At 35.0% G+C, this 19,898-nt stretch carries 17 protein-coding genes; 8 read left to right on the plus strand and 9 right to left on the minus strand.

Going from position 1 to position 19,898, the window contains the following annotated elements:
• Positions 1–29: 29 nt before the first annotated feature.
• Positions 30–884 (minus strand): sulfotransferase, encoded by an 855-nt coding sequence (locus ABIZ51_10875; protein ID MEO7089284.1) that lies wholly within the window; start codon positions 882–884, stop codon positions 30–32.
• Positions 885–1,005: 121 nt separating this feature from the next.
• Here ABIZ51_10875 and lptB point away from each other — a divergent pair, with 121 nt between their 5' ends.
• Positions 1,006–1,731 (plus strand): LPS export ABC transporter ATP-binding protein, encoded by a 726-nt coding sequence (gene lptB, locus ABIZ51_10880; protein MEO7089285.1) that lies wholly within the window; start codon positions 1,006–1,008, stop codon positions 1,729–1,731.
• Positions 1,732–1,785: 54 nt separating this feature from the next.
• Here lptB and purS read toward each other — a convergent pair whose 3' ends face one another.
• From purS to ABIZ51_10895, 3 genes are read right to left on the minus strand one after another with little or no spacing between them, the layout of a single operon-like run.
• On the minus strand, positions 1,786–2,037 hold the full coding sequence (gene purS, locus ABIZ51_10885; protein MEO7089286.1) for a phosphoribosylformylglycinamidine synthase subunit PurS: 252 nt from the start codon (positions 2,035–2,037) through the stop codon (positions 1,786–1,788).
• The gene (pssA, locus tag ABIZ51_10890; GenBank protein ID MEO7089287.1) at positions 2,027–2,743 is read right to left on the minus strand and encodes a CDP-diacylglycerol--serine O-phosphatidyltransferase; all 717 of its coding nucleotides are present in this window, start codon (positions 2,741–2,743) and stop codon (positions 2,027–2,029) included. Before pssA ends, purS begins: the two co-directional genes overlap by 11 nt.
• Entirely contained in the window at positions 2,740–3,861 is a 1,122-nt protein-coding gene (locus tag ABIZ51_10895) for an acyltransferase (protein ID MEO7089288.1), read from the minus strand. Before ABIZ51_10895 ends, pssA begins: the two co-directional genes overlap by 4 nt.
• On the opposite strand from ABIZ51_10895, the gene ABIZ51_10900 reads away from it, so the two are divergent.
• Together ABIZ51_10900 and ABIZ51_10905 are read left to right on the plus strand one after the other, a co-directional pair.
• Positions 3,842–5,080: a PorV/PorQ family protein gene (locus ABIZ51_10900; GenBank protein MEO7089289.1), complete on the plus strand. Its 1,239-nt coding sequence runs from the start codon at positions 3,842–3,844 to the stop codon at positions 5,078–5,080. The two genes, ABIZ51_10895 and ABIZ51_10900, sit on opposite strands and share 20 nt — an antisense overlap.
• Positions 5,077–10,188: a C25 family cysteine peptidase gene (locus ABIZ51_10905; GenBank protein MEO7089290.1), complete on the plus strand. Its 5,112-nt coding sequence runs from the start codon at positions 5,077–5,079 to the stop codon at positions 10,186–10,188. Before ABIZ51_10900 ends, ABIZ51_10905 begins: the two co-directional genes overlap by 4 nt.
• 57 nt (positions 10,189–10,245) lie before the next feature.
• On the opposite strand, the gene ABIZ51_10910 is transcribed toward ABIZ51_10905, so the two are convergent.
• Together ABIZ51_10910 and ABIZ51_10915 are read right to left on the minus strand one after the other, a co-directional pair.
• Positions 10,246–10,788: a DUF6580 family putative transport protein gene (locus ABIZ51_10910; protein ID MEO7089291.1), complete on the minus strand. Its 543-nt coding sequence runs from the start codon at positions 10,786–10,788 to the stop codon at positions 10,246–10,248.
• A gap of 34 nt (positions 10,789–10,822) precedes the next feature.
• Positions 10,823–11,812: a fatty acid desaturase gene (locus ABIZ51_10915; protein ID MEO7089292.1), complete on the minus strand. Its 990-nt coding sequence runs from the start codon at positions 11,810–11,812 to the stop codon at positions 10,823–10,825.
• A 203-nt stretch (positions 11,813–12,015) separates the two neighbouring features.
• Here ABIZ51_10915 and murQ point away from each other — a divergent pair, with 203 nt between their 5' ends.
• Positions 12,016–12,834 carry an N-acetylmuramic acid 6-phosphate etherase gene (gene murQ, locus ABIZ51_10920; GenBank protein MEO7089293.1) on the plus strand — a complete coding sequence of 273 codons (819 nt, stop codon included), beginning with the start codon at positions 12,016–12,018 and terminating at the stop codon, positions 12,832–12,834.
• A 19-nt stretch (positions 12,835–12,853) separates the two neighbouring features.
• Complete coding sequence (locus ABIZ51_10925) at positions 12,854–13,420, plus strand: hypothetical protein (protein MEO7089294.1); 567 nt, start codon at positions 12,854–12,856, stop codon at positions 13,418–13,420.
• Positions 13,421–13,470: 50 nt separating this feature from the next.
• Here the strand turns inward: ABIZ51_10925 and ung are convergent, their stop codons facing one another.
• The gene (ung, locus tag ABIZ51_10930) at positions 13,471–14,154 is read right to left on the minus strand and encodes a uracil-DNA glycosylase (protein ID MEO7089295.1); all 684 of its coding nucleotides are present in this window, start codon (positions 14,152–14,154) and stop codon (positions 13,471–13,473) included.
• A gap of 12 nt (positions 14,155–14,166) precedes the next feature.
• Positions 14,167–15,924, minus strand: coding sequence for a POTRA domain-containing protein (locus tag ABIZ51_10935; GenBank protein ID MEO7089296.1), 1,758 nt, complete (start codon positions 15,922–15,924; stop codon positions 14,167–14,169).
• Positions 15,925–16,083: 159 nt separating this feature from the next.
• On the opposite strand from ABIZ51_10935, the gene ABIZ51_10940 reads away from it, so the two are divergent.
• Positions 16,084–16,350 (plus strand): hypothetical protein, encoded by a 267-nt coding sequence (locus ABIZ51_10940; GenBank protein ID MEO7089297.1) that lies wholly within the window; start codon positions 16,084–16,086, stop codon positions 16,348–16,350.
• Positions 16,351–16,424: 74 nt separating this feature from the next.
• Here the strand turns inward: ABIZ51_10940 and ABIZ51_10945 are convergent, their stop codons facing one another.
• Positions 16,425–17,360 carry a cation diffusion facilitator family transporter gene (locus ABIZ51_10945; protein ID MEO7089298.1) on the minus strand — a complete coding sequence of 312 codons (936 nt, stop codon included), beginning with the start codon at positions 17,358–17,360 and terminating at the stop codon, positions 16,425–16,427.
• Positions 17,361–17,441: 81 nt separating this feature from the next.
• Here ABIZ51_10945 and ABIZ51_10950 point away from each other — a divergent pair, with 81 nt between their 5' ends.
• The gene (locus ABIZ51_10950) at positions 17,442–18,668 is read left to right on the plus strand and encodes a glycosyltransferase family 4 protein (GenBank protein MEO7089299.1); all 1,227 of its coding nucleotides are present in this window, start codon (positions 17,442–17,444) and stop codon (positions 18,666–18,668) included.
• A 2-nt stretch (positions 18,669–18,670) separates the two neighbouring features.
• Positions 18,671–19,897, plus strand: coding sequence for an O-antigen ligase family protein (locus ABIZ51_10955; protein ID MEO7089300.1), 1,227 nt, complete (start codon positions 18,671–18,673; stop codon positions 19,895–19,897).
• Position 19,898 lies beyond the last annotated feature (1 nt).

Below are 19,898 nucleotides of genomic sequence, written 5' to 3' on the forward strand. Positions count from 1 at the left end.
ACGTTTGAAAAAATATTTTTTTGAACCGTTTATTTTTTTGAAATTGAAAATCCTAAATTTTCCACTTCTCTCAATTGTTCTTCTGAAAAAATAGAACAATCGTTTTTTTTATATCTCTCACCTGAGCCTGAAATAGTTGGAATACTTGCCAATGAGGCTAAAATGGAATCATTTATTTCATGTCCAATAAAATTCATGAGGTTTTTTATTTCAATTTTTGGTTGTTTGCACAACTTTTCGTGATACAATAAATGAAACCGATCGTCTAAAAGCTCTCTTCCTTTTTCGATTGCGTTTGTATTTGATTTTATCCAATAATCCAATTGTTTACGAGCTATTTCTTTTTCATCATCATCTGCTTTTAGATGAATGTTAAATCGATAGCCCCAATTTTTAAGTTGTTGTTTATTATCGCTGAAAGCCATGTCTAATCCATGCCGTATTACATGAATGTATTTTAAATTTGGAGAATAATTAGCGATTTCTTCGATATAAATTTGCGTATTCGGTTCTTTCCATCCCCATATAAAATTAGTTTTATTCGTACGAATAATAGGTTCCGAAAATAGTTTAGAGTAATAATCAGAATTACTTTTAATGCTAGGATTGGTATAGGCTGCGAATGCAATGTGTAATTTCTCTGAAAAAGATAAATGTCCGTTCGTCATGTATTTTTCAAACAGCTTCAATCGTTTGTTGACATTGTTTTGAGAAGTATTTTCAAACCACCTCGGGTTTTTAAAAAGTCGCGTGAATACTAAATTATCGTTGGCTACATTCAAATCATCGCCCATAAAAATACCTGCATCCATCAATATTTGAGCTACTACTCTAGTTCCGCTTCCGCCCAATGCACCGATGGCAACAATTGTATTTTGTTTCATAGCGCTCGAAATTACACGCTTTTATTTCATTCCGAAAAAATTATTTTCTAAAAGACTTTTATACCTTTGTGTGTATTCATTTCAACACGTTTGAAAAATTATTTTTTTGAAGCCTAAAAAAATGCTGTTAAGAACTGAGAATTTAGTCAAAAAATACAAACACCGTACCGTAGCAAAAAATGTTTCGGTAGAGGTGAAGCAAGGAGAAATAGTAGGTTTGCTCGGTCCAAACGGCGCTGGCAAAACAACTTCTTTTTACATGATTGTGGGAATGATAAAACCCAATTCTGGAAGTATTTTTTTGGATGATAAAGACATTACCTCAGAGCCGATGTACAAGCGTGCTCAACTCGGAATTGGTTATTTGGCGCAGGAAGCATCCATTTTTAGGAAATTAAGTGTAGAAGATAATATTCTCGCGGTGCTTGAAATGACGAAGCTTACAGAAGATCAACAACGTGAAAAATTAGAATCTTTGTTGGACGAATTTGGATTACAACACATTCGGAGTAGCCGCGGCGATTTACTTTCGGGCGGCGAACGCAGAAGAACCGAAATTGCAAGATGTTTGGCTGTAAATCCTCATTTTATTTTGTTGGACGAACCTTTTGCAGGCGTTGATCCGATTGCTGTAGAAGACATTCAAGAAATTATTTCGAAACTCAAAGATAAAAATATTGGTATTTTAATTACCGATCACAATGTGCACGAAACATTAGATATTACTGATAGAGCGTATTTACTTTTTGAAGGAAGTATTTTAAAATCGGGAACAGCCGAAGAATTGGCTGCAGACGAGCAAGTACGAAGAGTTTATCTTGGTAAAAATTTCGAATTGCGGAAATAATTTTTCAAAAACACGATCAAAAAATTATTTTTTCAAAGCCTCAATAAAACAGAATTAAATTGCAGCAATTTTGATTTCGTAGCTTTCCATAATTTGATTCGCCAATAATTTTTTGCAGGCTTCAGTTACTTTCACATTCGCAGTTTCCAACGACTCTGCTTCAATTTCTAAACTGATATGTTTTCCGATACGCACATTTTCGATTTCGGGTAAACCTAAATTTTTCATACTTCCGCTTACGGCTTTTCCTTGTGGATCCAACAATGCCTTCAATGGCATCACATCTATTTCGGCTTTAAATTTCATTTGGTTTCAAAAATTTATTGTTTATCAACGAAAAAATAAGGTACAAAAATAAGATAATTGGGATGCCGACAAAGCGACAAATTATCAACAACAAAAGAGAAATACCGAGAAATACAAAACGCAAAGAATTATTTTTGAAGGAGAAATCTTTGAATTTCAGCGCAAACAAAGGAATTTCAGCAATCAATAAATACGACATCAGTGCGGTAAAAATGATCAGAAAAAAAACATTTAAAAAAATATTTGTCCACATAATGCCCGCCCAATGCGCCTGATATTGCATGATGAGCGGAAATGAAGCAACGAGAATGGCGTTGGCAGGCGTTGGTACGCCGATAAAAGAATTTGTTTGACGCGTATCTAAATTAAATTTCGCTAAGCGGATAGCCGAGAAAACGGTGATGACAAAGGCAAAAAATGGAAGAAGCGGATAATTGCCGAGCAAAGCGCGATTAAATAATTCGAATAAAATAACGCCTGGCGTTACGCCAAAAGTAACCATGTCGGCGAGTGAATCCAATTGTTTTCCGATTTCGGAATGAACGTTTAAAACGCGTGCCAACAAGCCATCTAAAAAATCGAAAATGGCCGCTAAACCAATCATTGCGGCTGCCCATTCTAAATAACCGCTAAACGAAAATACAATGGCTAAACATCCGCAAAATAAATTTAAAGAAGTAACAAAATTCGGAATGTGTTTGGTCATAATGAATGACGTTGTGGGTAAAATTTATTTTTTAATTGTAGAAAAAATTTCTCAAAATATTCATAACTTATTGCTGAAACGATTACTGTTACTGCAAAAATAAGCACCGATTTTAAAATAAAAAATGCGATAGATGAATTTTCAAAATTGTATTCTGCTGCAAGTTTACTAAAAATTGTAATGACAATACCATGATAACAATAGAGTCCGAAAGAAATCTTTCCGAGGTAATTAATAACGTTTGAAAAATTATTTTTTTGAAGTGTCTTTTTTCGAAAAGATTGATCAAAAATAATGAGTGCAAATAGCGTTGAGAAAATTAATTTTTCAAACACAATCATCCACATATTGGAATAAAAGCGATCGTAAAAAAAAATATTTAGGATTAACAAAAAATAGATCGCAGAAAAATAATTTTTCGAAATGCTTTTCAAAAAAACAAAAATTTTATTTTTTCGAAAAGCGCTTATTGCGAAAAGCGAACCAATTGCAAAATCAGCCATTACGCTGAATGAGTGAAAATAAAGCATTGCACTATTGTTGCTGAAATAATATCTAAAAAAAAGAGAAAAAACAAGAATCAAAAAACAAATTTTGACAGCATGGTTGGAAAAGAATTTCAAGGTTAAAGACCAAAAAATATAAAATTGTTCTTCCACGGCGATAGACCATAAAAATACGAGGAAAAATAGAAAATCAGCTCCATGTTTTACGATGTAAAAGTTGAGCGTAAAAGATAAAAAATATATTAAGGAAGGCAGTGGATGTGCAGAATTTGAAAAATAAAAAGAAGCCGAAAATCCAATTAATACAATTAAGAAATAGAGTGGCCAAATGCGCAGCGTGCGTCTGAAAAAAAAATTTTTCCAATCGAAATTTTGGTAAAAATAATTTTCTTCAAAAATAATCCATGTGATGAGAAAGCCTGATAATACAAAGAAAAAATCGAGTCCGAGGAAACCACAACGCGCATGATTTGTCAAAAAAAGAATCCAAGAAGACGCAGAAGTTCCGCTTTTCAACACAAAAATGTGAGAAATAAAAACCATTAAAAACGCACAAAAACGAAGTGCATTTAAACGGTCGAAATATTTTTTTTTGAAATTGTCCAATTCCATTGATTTATTGGGCACAAATTACATTGTTTTGTCCTTTCCTTGCAATTTTATTATCATTTTTATGTTATTGAAAATTACTTGTTTGGTGGATTTCAAAAAAAAACTTAATTTTATGGGTTATATGAGGTACAAAAAAATAATTTTCGGTTTGCTGAGTGTTACAGTTTTTTGCGAACCGGCTTTTCTTAATGCGCAAAGCAATGCTCCCAAATACAGCAATGAATTTTTAGCTGTTGGAGTAGGGGCGAGGGCTTTGGGAATGGGCAATGCGTATGTTGCTATTTCGGATGATATCACTTCCGGATATTGGAATCCAGCGGGTTTGTTAGGCATCAAGAGCAATGCGCAGTTATCATTGATGCATGCGGAATATTTTGCAGGAATTGCCAAGTACGATTACGCAGGTTTTGCGGTACGTGTGGACAGCAGCAGTGTTTTAGCGTTCAGTGCAGTTCGTTTTGGGGTAGATAATATTGCCAATACTACTGATTTAATTGATGCGAACGGTTTTGTGAATTACGACAACATTACATCTTTTTCGGCGGCGGATTATGCTTTTTTATTTTCTTATACGAAACAATTGGGTATACCTGGATTGCGAATTGGCGCAAATGCAAAAGTGATTCGTCGAATTGTAGGCAGTTTTGCTGGAGCTTGGGGTTTCGGTTTAGATGCCGGCGCGCAATACGATTATAAAAAATGGAAATTCGGACTGATGGCACGCGATATTACCAGTACTTTCAACGCTTGGAGTTATAATTTAAGCAGCGATATGCAAACGGTTTTTCAAGAAACTGGAAATGAGATCCCTCAAAATGGATTAGAAATAACGCTTCCGCGAGTCATTCTTGGAGCAGCACGAAAAAATTATTTTTACCACAATAAAATTTCTTTACTGACGGAATTGGATGTGGATTTAACGTTTGACGGTAGAAGAAATGTGCTTTTCAGTGGAGAACCAATGAGTGCCGATCCGCATATTGGTTTTGAACTTGGCTATTTAGATATGATTTTTTTACGTGCCGGAATCAATAATATACAAGAAAGCACCGATATTAACGGCTTGCCGGTAACCAATATTCAGCCAAATATGGGCGTGGGGATTAAAATAAAAGCGTTTACGATTGATTATGCTTTGTCCAATATCGGCAGCACCGGTGTGGGTTTGTATTCCAATATTTTTTCATTGAAATTTGATATTAATAAAATACCGAAGTGATAAAGAAATTTTTACTAACGTTTTTTTTATTGATTTCCGCTACCGGATTATTTGCCCAAACGTTCGGTAACGAGTGGATTAATTATTCTCAAAAATATTACAAAATAAAAATTAGCTCGGATGGAGTGTATCGTGTAGATTCTACCACACTTGCCAATGCTGGCATTCCGCTTAACACCATTCATCCTAAAAATTTTCAAATTTTTGCGAAAGGAATCGAACAATATATTTATTGTTCAGATGCCGGCAGCGTATTTAAAAATGGCGATTATTTAGAGTTTTATGCACAACACAACGATGGCACTTTTGATTCTTTAGCCTATTCTAATATTCCCTATTTGCCCAATCCTTATTACAGTTTATTTAACGATACCGCCACTTATTTTTTAACGTGGAATTCTTCGTTAACTAACAAAAGAATGTCTGTGCAAACAGATACCGCATTTTCCTTATATACGCCCTCGAACTATTTTTTTAAGGAATCTGTTTATGACAATCCGGTTGTTTATTACAGTGGACAAACCTATGATTTGGGTACCGATGCTGCGACTGATCCGCATTATACTACTTCTGAAGGATGGTTTGATAACGAAATAGACTTAGGAACCTCTGGAACACAATCGCTGGATTTGTCTTATCCATTCATTAGCGGACCTGCTGCTGCTGCAAAGGAAGTGTTGTTTGGCGAATCTCAATCATCTGCGTTTACTTCGGCAGATCATCACATCCAAATTCAATTTCATACCAATTCTGGAAGTACGCTAATGTTGGAGGATACTACTTTTTATGGGTATGCGCAAAATCAATATTCATTTTCAATTTTAGCTTCTAATTTAGGAAGCAATGCTAATTTTATGCTTACGAGTGTTTCTGACCCTGGTTTTGTTTCGAATCGTTTGGCTATTGGATATGTTTATGTGAAGTATTCGCACTTGCCTGATATGGAAGGAAAATCCTCTTTTAGCTTTATAGTTCCGAACACATTGCAAGCAAAATCGTATCTTAATTTTGGAGATTTTTCTGCAAGCTCAATTCCGATATTGTATGATTTAACAAACCATTCACGTATTGCCGTTATCCAAAATGGAAGTAATTATCAAACGCTCATTATCAATTCAGGCGGAGAAAAAAAATGTTTTTTAACATCCGATAATCAAATCCAAAAAATTAATTTTTTGAAGCCGGTAAATTCGAATGGAAATTTTACCAATTTCTCTACAATAACTGCCGATTCGGCTTATATAATTGTGAGTCATCCGAGTTTATATTCAGCAGTAAGCAATTATGTGTCGTACCGTAGTTTCGATCCGAATGGAGGTCATTTTAATGTGGTGTATGCAGATGTAAATGAATTGTATGATCAATTTGCTTATGGTATTGATAAAGATCCATTGTCTATTCGGAATTTCTGTAATTATGCCATTAACAAATGGCCCGGAAAACCAAAATATTTATTTTTAATCGGAAAAGGAATACATTCTGCACTTTTCCGACAAGATACATCCAGTTACAATCATACGTTGGTTCCTTCTTTCGGAAACCCTTCTTCGGATATTTTATTTACCTCTGGGTTAAATGGGACTTTTTTACAACCTGCTATTCCTACAGGGAGGTTGGCTGCTAACGTTGCGAGTGATGTAACAGCTTATCTCAACAAAGTGAAGCAATTTGAAACGGCTCCTGCTGCGCTGTGGAAAAAACAAATATTGCATTTTGGAGGAGGTTCAAGTGCTGGAGAACAAGCGCTGTATGCCTCTTATTTGAATAATTATAAAAACATTATTCAAGGAACTTTTTTTGGTGGATATGTACATACATTTTTAAAAACAACATCTGCTCCGATACAAATTACAATTTCAGATTCAGTGAAAAGCCTGATTAACAATGGAGTTTCTATAATGACGTTTTTCGGACATGCATCAGGCGGGAACTTCGATCAAAATTTAGATGTCCCTTCTGCCTATAACAATACAGGAAAATATCCCATGTTGATTGCTAATTCCTGTTTTGCTGGAGATATCTTTCAGCCACTTGGACAAAGTTATTCTAGCACCAGCGAAAGTTTTGTGTTGATTCCGCAAAAAGGCACTATCGGATTTCTTGCCAATGTGGAATTGGGGGTGAGCTATGCTTTAGATGATTACTCAAATCAGTTGTACAAAAACATCACTTATCAAAATTATGGAGGAAGTATTGGAAACGATATTCAGAAAACCATTACTGCTATTCAAGGAACAGGCATAGATCCTTACATTAGTTTTACTTGTTCAGAAATGACGCTTCACGGAGATCCTGCCATCGTAGTTAATTCTCCTGCCTTACCCGATTATGCGGTAAGCGATTCAAGTCTTTATTTTTCACCACAAAATATAACAACTCAGATAGATTCTTTTCAAGTGCATGTGGTCATTTCTAACAACGGAAAAGCTATCAATACGCCAGTTACGGTAAATGTGAATCGTATTTTTCCGGATAATTCGACGCAACTTTACACGCGTATACTTCCGAATATTTATTATCAAGATACACTCTCTATTACGATGCCGGTAAACAAAATAAAAGGTGCCGGATTAAATAAATTTGAAGTGATGGTGGATCCTGCTAATTTAATCAACGAGATTACGAAATCCAATAATAGTATTGGGAATGGAAATATCAATAATCCTGCTGTTCCAACGCTCATTACTTCTGGCGACATTATTCCGATTTATCCTTATCAATTTGCCATTATACCCAACGATACGGCAACCTTGAAAGCATCTACCGGAAACCCTTTTGCACCAGTCAGAAAATATATTTTTCAAATAGATACAACAGATACTTATAACAGTCCATTTGCCAGAGCGCAAGTGATAACAAGTGCTGGAGGCGTTGTAAATGCGTATCAAAAAAGCTGGTCATTTAATTTAGTTTCTCCAACTCCAAATAAATCAACAAAACTCCTTTTTCAAGACAGTACCGTATATTATTGGCGCGTCAAGCGCGATACTTCAGATACGAAGGATTATCCTTGGCAAGAAAGCTCTTTCCAATTCATTACTGGCAAAAGAGGTTGGGAGCAAGCACATTATTTCCAATTTAAAAACGATGGTTATAATTACATCAAATACAATCGTCCGATGCGTCGATTCGATTTTACGCCTACTGGAAAAACATTGGAATGTGATAATTACGGGCAAATTCCTCCAAACTACAATCTCACCCAATTGTATGGTGTTGAATATAAATTAGATTTGAGTTTAGCTGATTATGGTGGTTGTGGAGTTACTCCTGGCATTATGATTGCTGTTATTGATCCTGTTTCACTTATTCCCTGGGGAACGCATTACATTGATAATACCACTTCGCCAGCAACGGATAATAATCCAACCCACAGTTTCGGAAACGTAAATAATTTAGGTGCTTGTCGAGCTCGTGTAGAATATTATTTTGAGTTTCAACAAAGTGACCCTATTCAAATGAAGAGTTTGGCAACGATGCTCGCGGATTCCGTTCCGAACGGTTATTATATTTTGGCGTATTCCTGGATTCAAGGGAAATGCCAATCATTTTCAGATCCCTCTGCTTACACTGCTTTGCAAAATATAGGAATGGCAAACGTACATTCTATTCCAGATACCTATCCTTTTATCTTTTTTACAAAGAAAGGAAGTCCAACCAGCTCCATTGAAATGGTGGGAGATTCTGCGAATGCTGCTTTAACGCTTATTACAAATCTTACCAACAATAGCAGTTCTGGAAGTATTACAGGTCCGTTGATAGGTCCTTCTGCCCGTTGGGATTCGCTTGCTTGGCGGCAACACGCAGAGGAAAGCCCGACGGCAGACAGTGTCCGTTTGAACATCATTGGAATCAATCAAAATGGTATACAAACGGTACTAAGAAATAATATTTCGCCATCTTTTTCCAGTTTGAATTTATCGTTTATAAATCCAGTTACCTATCCCTATTTAATGTTGAATACATTTATGAAGGATACCATGAAGCATACACCCGGACAACTAAATAAATGGCAAGTATTTTATGCTCCAGAACCAGAAGTAGCAATCAATCCTAATAAATATTTTAGTTTTCATGCAGATACTATCCAGCAAGGTGATTCACTCAAATTTAAAGTAGCGGTACAAAATATCAGTGAATTTAATATGGACAGTATGCTCGTTACGTATTGGGTGGTGGACAATGGAAATGCCATTCATCCGCTTGCATCGCAGATGACGCGTAAATTGCCAGCCGGCGATACCTTGATTAGCTCTGTAAAAGTTCCGACGACTAATTACGTGGGAATAAATAGTTTGTGGATAGAAGTCAATCCATTGAGCCATCCGCAAACACGCTTAGAGCAATATCATTTTAACAACATTGCAAAAATTGCATTTTTTGTTGGCACGGATCATATCAATCCGATTATGGATGTAACTTTTGATGGCGTCCATATTCTCAACAACGATATTGTTTCGGCAAAACCAAATATCTTAATAGGATTGAAAGATGAAAATAAATTTTTGGCATTAAACGATACGTCTGATTTTGCCGTTTATATCCGAAACACCAATCAAGCCACATCGCAGCGCGTATATTTCGGACCGCAAATGACTTTTCAGAAAGCAGTATTGCCGAATAACAGTTGTAAAATTAATTATATGCCTTCTTTTTCTGGAGATGGAACGTATGAATTATCGGTGCAAGCGACAGACCGATCGAGTAATTCATCTGGAACAAATAATTATAAAATAGATTTTCAGGTAATTAATAAACCGATGATTACCAATATGTTAAATTATCCAAATCCATTTTCTACTTCTACTCGATTTGTCTTTACACTTACAGGTTCTGAAATTCCTCAAAACATCGAAATACAAATCATGACTATCACTGGGAAAATTGTGAAAGAAATTTCAGCATCCGAATTAGGTTCTTTACACATTGGCAGGAATATTACAGAATACGCTTGGAATGGGAAAGATGAATTTGGCGATCGCTTAGCGAATGGCGTTTATCTATACCGTGTGATTACGCAACTGAACGGGAGCGAAATGCAAAATATGCAAACCGATGCTGATAAGTATTTCACGAAAGGATTTGGTAAAATGTATTTGATTCATTAAGCACAAAAAAAGGGTTTGAAAAATTAATTTTTCAAACCCTTTTTTTAATGAAAATAATTACGCTTTTACTTTTGAAAGAATCGGAAATTTAAGTTGTGCGTAAAAGAAACTTCCGAATAATACAGCGTTGAAAAAAAGATCTCCGCAAACCGTTCTTCCAAAAAATGGAATTCCTGAAACGTAGGTGGTTAATAATCCTGCTGATCCAGCCAGAAAACCTGTTTGTGCCCAAACTCCAAAATTGGTAATGGCAAAAAATAAAATAGAACTGAGTAACGACAAAGCAATAATGTTTCCTGCTTTCGTGGTGTTGCGCATTTGAATTCCAATAACCGAAATCAATGCAAAACTTCCGTAAACAAAAATCATTGTGTTGTGAAAGCCTGTTCCGCTGATTAATTGTAACATAACATCGCTTAAAAACATCGCCAATAAAGGAATTATAAAAGCTAATTTTTTATTTTCGAAACGCATTCCACCAAAAAGTGCAATGGCTCCAATAGGCGTAAAATTGTACGGATGCGGCAATAAACGAGTTAAAGCGGCTGCAAAAACAGCCGCAGAAATAAAAATAAAACGAGGGTTTACAATGGTTTTCATGATCGAAAAATTTATTTTTTAAAACATCAAAAACTTAAGTAGCTTTAATTTCTTTTAAACCAATCATTTTTTCTGTTTCGGTATCCCAAATTTTAAGTCGGAAACAAGCAATGATATCTTTTATTTTAAGAGAAGTTGTTTTGGGATGTTGCAATTCTGGAACTTTTTTCATCGCCTCAGGCAATCTGTAAAAAGGAATTTTTGCATTGATGTGATGAATGTGATGATAACCGATATTGGCAGTAAACCAATTCATAATACGGCTCATTTTCATATAACTGGAAGATGCCAAAGCTGCATTTTCATACGTCCATTTAGCGTTTTGTTTAAACATTACGCCAGGGAAATTGTGTTGTGCATAAAATAAATAAGATCCCAAAGCAAAAGCGATGGTAAAAGGAAGAATCATCACCAATAAAAAGGTAAGCCAACCAAAAAACCAAACCAATAAAAACGCGGCGGTAAAATGTAAAATAATAGTAATTAAGGAATCATAATGACGTTTTGGGCTACTTATAAAAGAACTTACACACATTCCGTAAAAGAAAACAGTTAAATAACCCAAGGCAATCGTGATCGGGTGGCGCGATGCAAGATAAGATAAACGTTGTAATTTAGTCGAATTGAGATACCTTTCCTTCGTCATAATAGGGTAAGAACCCACGCTGGCGCTGAAAAGTTTAGAGTTGTGTTTGTGATGATAATTGTGCGAACGCTTCCAAATGCTGGGAGGAGCGAGGATATACATACCTACTACTTCCATAAACAATTTTGCCGTTTTTGATTTACGAAGAATGGTTCCGTGTTGGAAATCATGGTAAATCACAAAGGTTCTACCAATCAATAAACCACTCAAAATGCTCAGTGCTATCCGTATAAAGATATTGAGATGCGCAAAGGTGAGTGTTACCGAAGCGGCAAGGAAAAGTATGGTGCTGAGTGTATAAAGCCAACTTTTAAATTTACTTTCGTTCGTAAACTCCTTGGTTGCTTTTATAAGTTCTTTTGCTGTTAGCATATTCATAACAATAAGATTGTTAATTATAAGAAGACAAAGATACGCATTTATATTTTCTTTCAAAAATCGGACATGTTTTTTTATGCACAGTTTTAGGTGTTGAAAAAAGGCATTCGAAAAATTAATTTTTCGAAACACTATTTTGCATTCAATTTAGTATCGTTACTTTTGCGAGGTAGCTAATTAACTGTTATTTATCTTTCATTTTTATGAAAACTACCGAAGATTCTTCTCCTTATCAGTCGCTCGAAAAAATGCCTGTTCGAGAATTACTTATCAACATGAATAAGGAGGATAAAACGGTTCCCGATGCCATTCAAAAAGCCATTCCACAAATCGAAAAATTAATTTCTCAAGCTCTTAAAAAAATGAAAAAAGGCGGCAGATTATTTTACATCGGTTCTGGAACCAGCGGCAGATTGGGCATTGTGGATGCGTCGGAATGTCCACCAACGTATGGCGTAGCGCAAGGCGTGGTGGTTGGTATTATTGCTGGCGGAGATAGTGCCATTCGTAAAGCTGTGGAATTTGCAGAAGACGACGAAACGCAAGGTTGGAAAGATTTGTTGAAACATAAAATTACTGAAAATGATACCGTTATCGGGATTACGGCTTCTGGCTCAACGCCTTATGTTGTGGGCGTTTTAAAGAAATGTACCGAAAAAAAAATTCTGACAGCTTGTATTACGTGTAATAAAAAATCAGTGGTAGCAAAGCTTGCCGATTGTCCGATTGAAGTAATTGTAGGACCGGAATTTGTAACGGGCAGCACGCGCATGAAATCTGGCACGGCGCAAAAATTAGTGTTGAACATGATTTCTACTTCCTTGATGATACAACTCGGTCATGTAAAGGGAAACCGAATGGTAGACATGCAATTGAGCAACAATAAATTAATTGATCGCGGCACAAAAATGATCGCGGAAGCGCTTTCTGTTTCGTATGAAAAAGCAAATGCTTTACTCCTAAAACACGGTAGCGTGAGGAAAGCAGTAGATTTTGTTCAAAAAAAGTCTTTAAAAAATTAATTTTTCGAAGCAAATATTTATGCAAGATATTGAGCCATTTTACAATTGGAGACATCTGTACATCGCGGAAGAAGATACGCTGTCGCCCTTTTATGGCAGGGAATACAGCGAGTTTGAATATTCTCATACTATTTATAATTATTACATTCATCCGCAGTGGGACGATTTTGGTTCACCTACATTGGTGATGAAAATTATTTTTGTGGATTACGATCAAAACTATGCTGTGATTGAATTGTTGGGTGAATGGAACGATGCCATCAACAATGATATTATGCTTTTAAAGCGCGATATCATTGAACATTTAATGGAAAATGGGATCCGAAAATTTATGTTGATTGGCGAAAATGTATTGAATTTTCACGCGTCCGACGATTGTTATTACGAAGAATGGTTTGATGAAATTGAAGACGGTTGGATTGCTTTGATAAATTTCAGAAGCCACGTTATTAAAGAGTTCCAGCGCGAAAATATTGATTATTTTTTAGTTGCTGGCGGCGAATTAAATCAAATGGATTGGCGTACCCACGCTCCGCAAACTTTATTTGAAAACATCGAACACCTTGTTCAGAAAAGAATTGGTTAATCTAAAATGTAAAATTCTTACGTTCAAAAAATTAATTTTTCAAATGCATTTTAATCAACTTGCCATTCAATCGGTTTTAATCCATTTGTTGTCAGTAATTGATTTGTTTTTGAAAAGTGTTTGCAACCAAAAAATCCGTTGTATGCGGAAAATGGAGAAGGATGTGCAGCTTTTAAAACGTGGTGTTTTGTGGTATCAATTAATTCTTCTTTGGCTTGTGCGTATTTTCCCCAAAGTAAAAAAATCAATCCTTTTTTACGTGCGGATAATTCCCCGATTGCTGTATCTGTAAAGTGTTCCCAGCCTCTTTTTTGATGTGCTCCAGCTTCATTTTCTCTTACTGTAAGTGTTGCGTTTAATAATAAAATGCCTTGATCTGCCCAAGGTTCCAAGTTTCCTGTTTTTGGAAAAGGAATATTTATATCAGCAACTAATTCTTTAAAAATATTGACAAGCGACGGTGGTTGTTTGATTCCGTTGCTTACGGAAAAACAAAGTCCGTTGGCTTGTCCGTAGCCGTGGTAGGGATCTTGTCCGATAATAACCACTTTTACTTTTTCGAAAGGCGTACGATTGAAGGCTGAAAAAATTAATTTTCCAGGAGGAAAAATTCGATGCTTTTTTTTCTCTTCCATCAAAAATAATTTTAATTCCTTAAAATAATTGGCATTGAATTCGTCTGCCAATATAGCCTTCCAACTTTTTTCAATCTCTGGTTCTGTTTTCTCATTCATAAAAATATTTTTTTAAAAATAACTGATAATTCCAAAATGTATTTTACCAGATCGTATATCAATCGGGTTGTTAAATTGCTTTCCGAGCGCGTAACTGATGGAGAAAATACCGGCTTTTGTTTCAAAACTAATTCCTCCGCCAAAACCAAAAGGAGTATCCCAGATATTGTGATTAATGCTTTGATTTTGATAATAAGCTTGATCAAAAAATCCGTATAAATAGGAATTTTGTTCCAATAAATAATGGTATTCGATGGTGGCGATTGCGTAGGAAGAGGCATAAATAGATTGTTCGTCAAAGCCTCTCAATGCGTGCAATCCGCCAATGCGGAATAAATCACTTTGAAAAAGAGAGGATCCATACAAATAAGCAGCTTGCAAACCGTATTGGATAGCGCTTCTAACACCGACAGGTTGAAAAAAAACGGCAGTTAAATCGGCATTGTATTGGTTAGACGAAAGTTTTAAATCCTGATAAACAATCGGATTCAGATTCGGGTTTATTTTAATGGTTTTTGAGCCAGCCGCAATATCTGCGTTCAGTGCAAATCCTCTTCTCGGATTTAAACGATAATCCAAACGCTCTGTTTTATAGCCAATTCCGTATAAATAAGCGGTATTGTCTGCATAAGGAGGTAAAACAGTTTGAAATTCTAACCCGCTCGTAGAAAGCAATGTGGAGCTTTTGTTCTCGACAAAAACCTTAAAGTAATCACCACCTGTTAATAAATATTGAAGCGCAAAATTTTGATCTACTTGCAGATAAGTGGAATCTTGTTTGTACAATTTTAAGCCATAGGAAACTCCGAATGGGGTTGAAAAAAGAAAAGGATACGACAATTGAGTGATTAAATTTTGCGTTGCAGCTCGTAATCGTTGCCAATTCAAATCAATTTGCTCGCCTTTGCCAATGGCATTTTGAAGATTGAGTTGAACATCTCCCGTCAAAATTAATTTTCCAGTATTCGGATCGGGTAAAAAACCAATAATACCATCAAATTTACTTGCTTTTTTAGCTGTTAGAAATAAATATATTTTAGTGTCTTTGTCTGAAAAAATAATTTTCAAAGGCTTTGTTTCACTTACAAAAGCAAGCTCTCGCAGTCGCGCCGAAATTTTTTTAACAACCAATTCGTTATACACATCACCAGGTCGGATGTTCAAATAATTGTATAAATAACGAGTCGAGATTTTCGCATTTCCTTTTACAATGATGCTGTCAATATGTATGAGTTTATTTTTTGTGAGGTTTAACTTTGCAGAGAGAGAGTTATTATTAATATCTATGCTGTCTAATTTTACACTGGCAAAAGGAAATCCGTTGTTTTCGGCATAAGCCAGAATTTTTTCCTGAATTTTTACGATGTCTTTAAAATAAAGTGCTTTATTGGAATATATTTTTTCGCGAAAGCCGATTTGGCTCAAAATAGCTTCGCTTACATTTCCTTTGCCCAATTTTGCCCATTTATATAATTCTCCCGTAGTGATATAAGCGGTTAATCGGTTGCTGTCTTGCACCATACTATCCAAAGATGCCGCTAAATAAGCTTCATCGTATAAACGAAATAAGATTGTTCCAATTTCTTTTTTTCTATCATCGGTATTTAGAAATGCCTTTTGAAATTTAATTTTTGAAACAATTTGGTTGTCTGAATGCACTTCCAAAAAATAATTTTTTGAAGTTTCTGGTTTTAGATTTTTTTGCGCTTCCGCTTGAAATCCTTTTAAACACAGTAAGGAAAGTATAGTTATTTTAAAAAATAGTTTCAAGAAATAAAAAATAAATTAGAAAAATAATTTTTGGCACAGCATTTGCAAACTTCTCAACAGAACGTAAAATTTAAAGAAATAGTCTTCATTACTTCTTCATCTTAAACGTTTTATTTTGAACTAAAATTAATTAAAAATAAACTTTAAAAACCAAAAACCATGAAAATTAAAAATTTAATTGCAGCAGGTGCATTGTTAGTAGCATTCACCTTTGTAGGAACAACTGTTGTTGCACAAACAGCTCAACAAGATCAAAAAGCAATCAATCATGAACAAAACAAAAAAGCAAAAAACATTGCTCAAAGAGATCGCGCGGAGAAAAACGGACATCCGAAACAAGCCGTAAAAGATGAGAAAAAAATTCATCAAGACAACAAAGCGATTCATCACGATCGTAAAGAAAAAAAGGCAGCTGAAAAGAAATAAAAATTAGCTCAGCAAAAAAAGCGACCAGAAATGGTCGCTTTTTTTATGCCGTTAAAATTGTTTTTTGATTGTTATCAGCATTTTTGTTCACAAATAAAAGTGCTGTCATAAGCCTCCAACTGAATGGTTGTATGAGAAATATGAAAATGATGTGTTAATTCTTTTCGTACATTTAATAAAAACTGATCGCTCACTTTTTCTTTTATCACCAAATGTGCGGTAAGTGCATTTTCTTTCGTGCTCAATGCCCAAATGTGTAAATCGTGGATGTCGGAAACTTCGTGTAAATTCAATAAAAATTGACGAATTTTTTCGCTGTTAATTTCATCTGGAACACCGTCCAAAGACAATCGCAACGAGTCTTTTAACAAACCATAAGTACTCCAAACAATAAGAATACAAATCACTAAACTCATCGCGGTATCTACCCATTCATAACCTGTATAAATAATTAAAATGCCCGAAATCACTACACCTAATGACACAATCGCATCGCTCGCCATGTGTAAATAAGCACCTTTTATGTTTAAATCACTGTCTTTGTCTCTCAAAAAAAGCAGCGCCGTTGCGCCATTGACAAGTATTCCAGCAAAAGCCACCATCGAAATTAATTTCCCTTCCACCGTGTGAGGCGCGTGTATTCGACTGATGGCTTCCCAAGCTATAGCGCCCACACCGATTAATAATAAGGAAGCATTTGCCAATGCCACTAAAACCGTAGTTTTCCCGTAACCGTAGGTGTATTTCGAATTGGGTTTTCGCTTGGATAATTTTTCGGCAACTACTACCATAATTAATCCGGCTACATCTCCAAAATTATGTCCTGCATCCGTTAATAATGCTAAGGAATTGCTGATAAAACCCGCAATAATTTCAATCACAACAAAAGATGCATTTAAAAAAATACCTATCAGAAATAGTTTTGTAATGTTTGCTGGATGAGCGTGGTGATGCCCATGTCCGTGATGACTGTGGTCGTGATGTTCGTGCGAATGATCGTGATGTTCCAAGATAAAAAATATTTTTTCAAAGATATAAATTTAAACAGCCGCTACGAAGTTTACAGAACTGCTATATTTGTAAACCTGAAAATGAAAATTTTAATTCTCACACAATATTTTCCGCCCGAAGTAGGCGCGCCTCAAAACCGTTTATTTGAGTTGGCGGTCCGTTTGCAAAAATTGGGTGCAGAAATTAGCGTATTAACAGCGATGCCGAATTATCCGCAAATGCAGATATACAAAGCATATCAAGGAAAAAAATATTTTTTTGAAGAGATGAATGGATTAAAAATTCACCGTTCCTGGATTTATGTAAGTTCAAGTAAATCAATTGTTCCACGACTGATGAATTATTTTTCATTCGTTTTTTCTTCGATGTGGATAGGTTGTTTTAAATTGGAAAAATTTGATTTCGTTTTATGTGAATCTCCACCTTTATTTTTGGGAATTACGGCGTATGTATTGAAGAAAATAAAACGTTCGAAATTAATTTTTAATGTATCCGATTTATGGCCCGAAAGCGCTGAGAAATTAGGGCTTGTAAAAAATAAATTTTTACTTTCTTTATCTTCTAAGTTAGAAGAATTTATGTATCGAAAATCCGAATTAATTAGCGGGCAAACTCAAGGGATTGTAAAAAATATTTCGGATCGCTTTCCTGAAAAAAAGATTTTCTGGTTGCCGAATGGAGTGGATTTGAGTTTTTATAAATACGATGAAATTGATGCTGAAAAATGGCGTCAAAAAAATAATTTTTCGAATACTGATTTTATTCTTTTGTATGCCGGAATTATTGGTCATGCGCAAGGTTTAGAAGTAATTTTAAAAGCAGCTGAAAAATTAAAATTACATCCGAAAATAAAATTTATTTTACTTGGCAGCGGACCTGAAAAAATAAATTTAGAGCAATTAAAAAATCAATTACAACTCGAAAATGTTTTCTTTTTTGATGTCGTTGCAAAAACGGAAATGCCCGAGATTATTGCTACTTCGGACGTTTCGATTATTCCGCTTAAAAAATTAGATTTATTTAAAGGCGCTATTCCATCAAAAATATTTGAAAATTTAGCGATGAAAAAAGCCATTTTACTCGGCGTAGAAGGTGAAGCGAAAGAATTATTTATCGACGAAGGAAAATGCGGCTTGGCTTTTATTCCCGAAGACAGCGCCGATTTGGCGAATAAAATTTTAGAACTTTACAACCATCCAATATCTTTGAAAACCTTTGGTGAAAACGGTTACAATTATGTTCAGAAAAAATTTACACGCGATAAAATTGCAACAGATTTTTGGAATTTTATCAATTTGAATCAATAAAAATGATAGAACAACGCATGTTTTGGCACAAACGCATTCACTATTTTTTAGTGCTACTAATTGCTTGTGCATTATCTTCGGTACTTATAACGCCTGTTTTTATTGTGCTGTTGTGTATCAATTGGGTGGCAGAAGGTAATTTCAAAAAAAAGTTTTCCGACAACAAAAATAAGAGCATCGCATTTTTATTTTGTTCCTTGTTATTTGTGTACATGATTGGGCTGTTGCACACCACGAATATGCAAGCGGGCTGGTTTGACATTCAAGTGAAGTGTTCGCTTTTTATTTTTCCACTGCTTTTAGCGAGTTCTACTTTTACGAAAAAAGAAAGAGAAACTATTTTGTTGTCTTTTATTATCGGATGTTTTATTGCGGTGCTCATTTGCTTGACAAACGCAGTGTATCGCTATTTTGTCTTCTCAGAAAATAATTTTTTCTATGAATCTTTTTCAAATATTATTCATTTGCATCCGAGTTATTTTTCGATGTTTTTAAATACAGCCAATGCATTTTTACTTTTATATTCTCTGAAAAACCAAACTGTTTTATCGAAATCAAAAAAGGTTTTAATTGCGTTTATTGTATTATTTTTTGCGATAATCATTGCATTGCTTTCTTCTAAAATGGGCATTATCACGCTGATTTTACTCGTGTTTTTATATTTTATTTTTTACATTATTCAACACAAAAAAATAATTTTCGGATTGGCAGGAATTGGTATTTTGATTTTATTGTTTTTCACAATGCTGAAATTTGTTCCTGAAATAAAAGGTAGAATCTATGGATTGGTAAGTGTTGTAAGCGATAAAAATTCAATTACCAATTCAGATTCAGAAAGTACTGGCGTACGCATTTTGGTGTGGGGCGCGACGAAAGACGTAATCAAAGAGCATTTTTGGACAGGTGCTGGAACGGGCGATGTAAAAGCGGTGTTGATGGAAAAATACAAACAGAAAGGTTTAACCGGCGCTTATGAACATCAATTAAACTCGCATAACCAGTATTTGCAGACGTTTGCAACGCTTGGTATTTTTGGCTTTCTAATTTTACTGGCTAATTTTTTTATCCCGATTTATATCGGAATTAAAAGAAATAAAAAAATGTATCTTATTTTTTTAATGATTATTATGTTGAATTTTTTATCTGAATCGATGCTGGAAAGGCAAGCGGGAGTGATGTTTTACGCATTCTTTAATTCTTTTTTGTTTTTTAATTTTGAGACCGAATAAA

Source organism: Bacteroidia bacterium (assembly GCA_039924845.1).
In the GTDB taxonomy this organism is placed as follows: Bacteria; Bacteroidota; Bacteroidia; order DATLTG01; family DATLTG01; genus DATLTG01.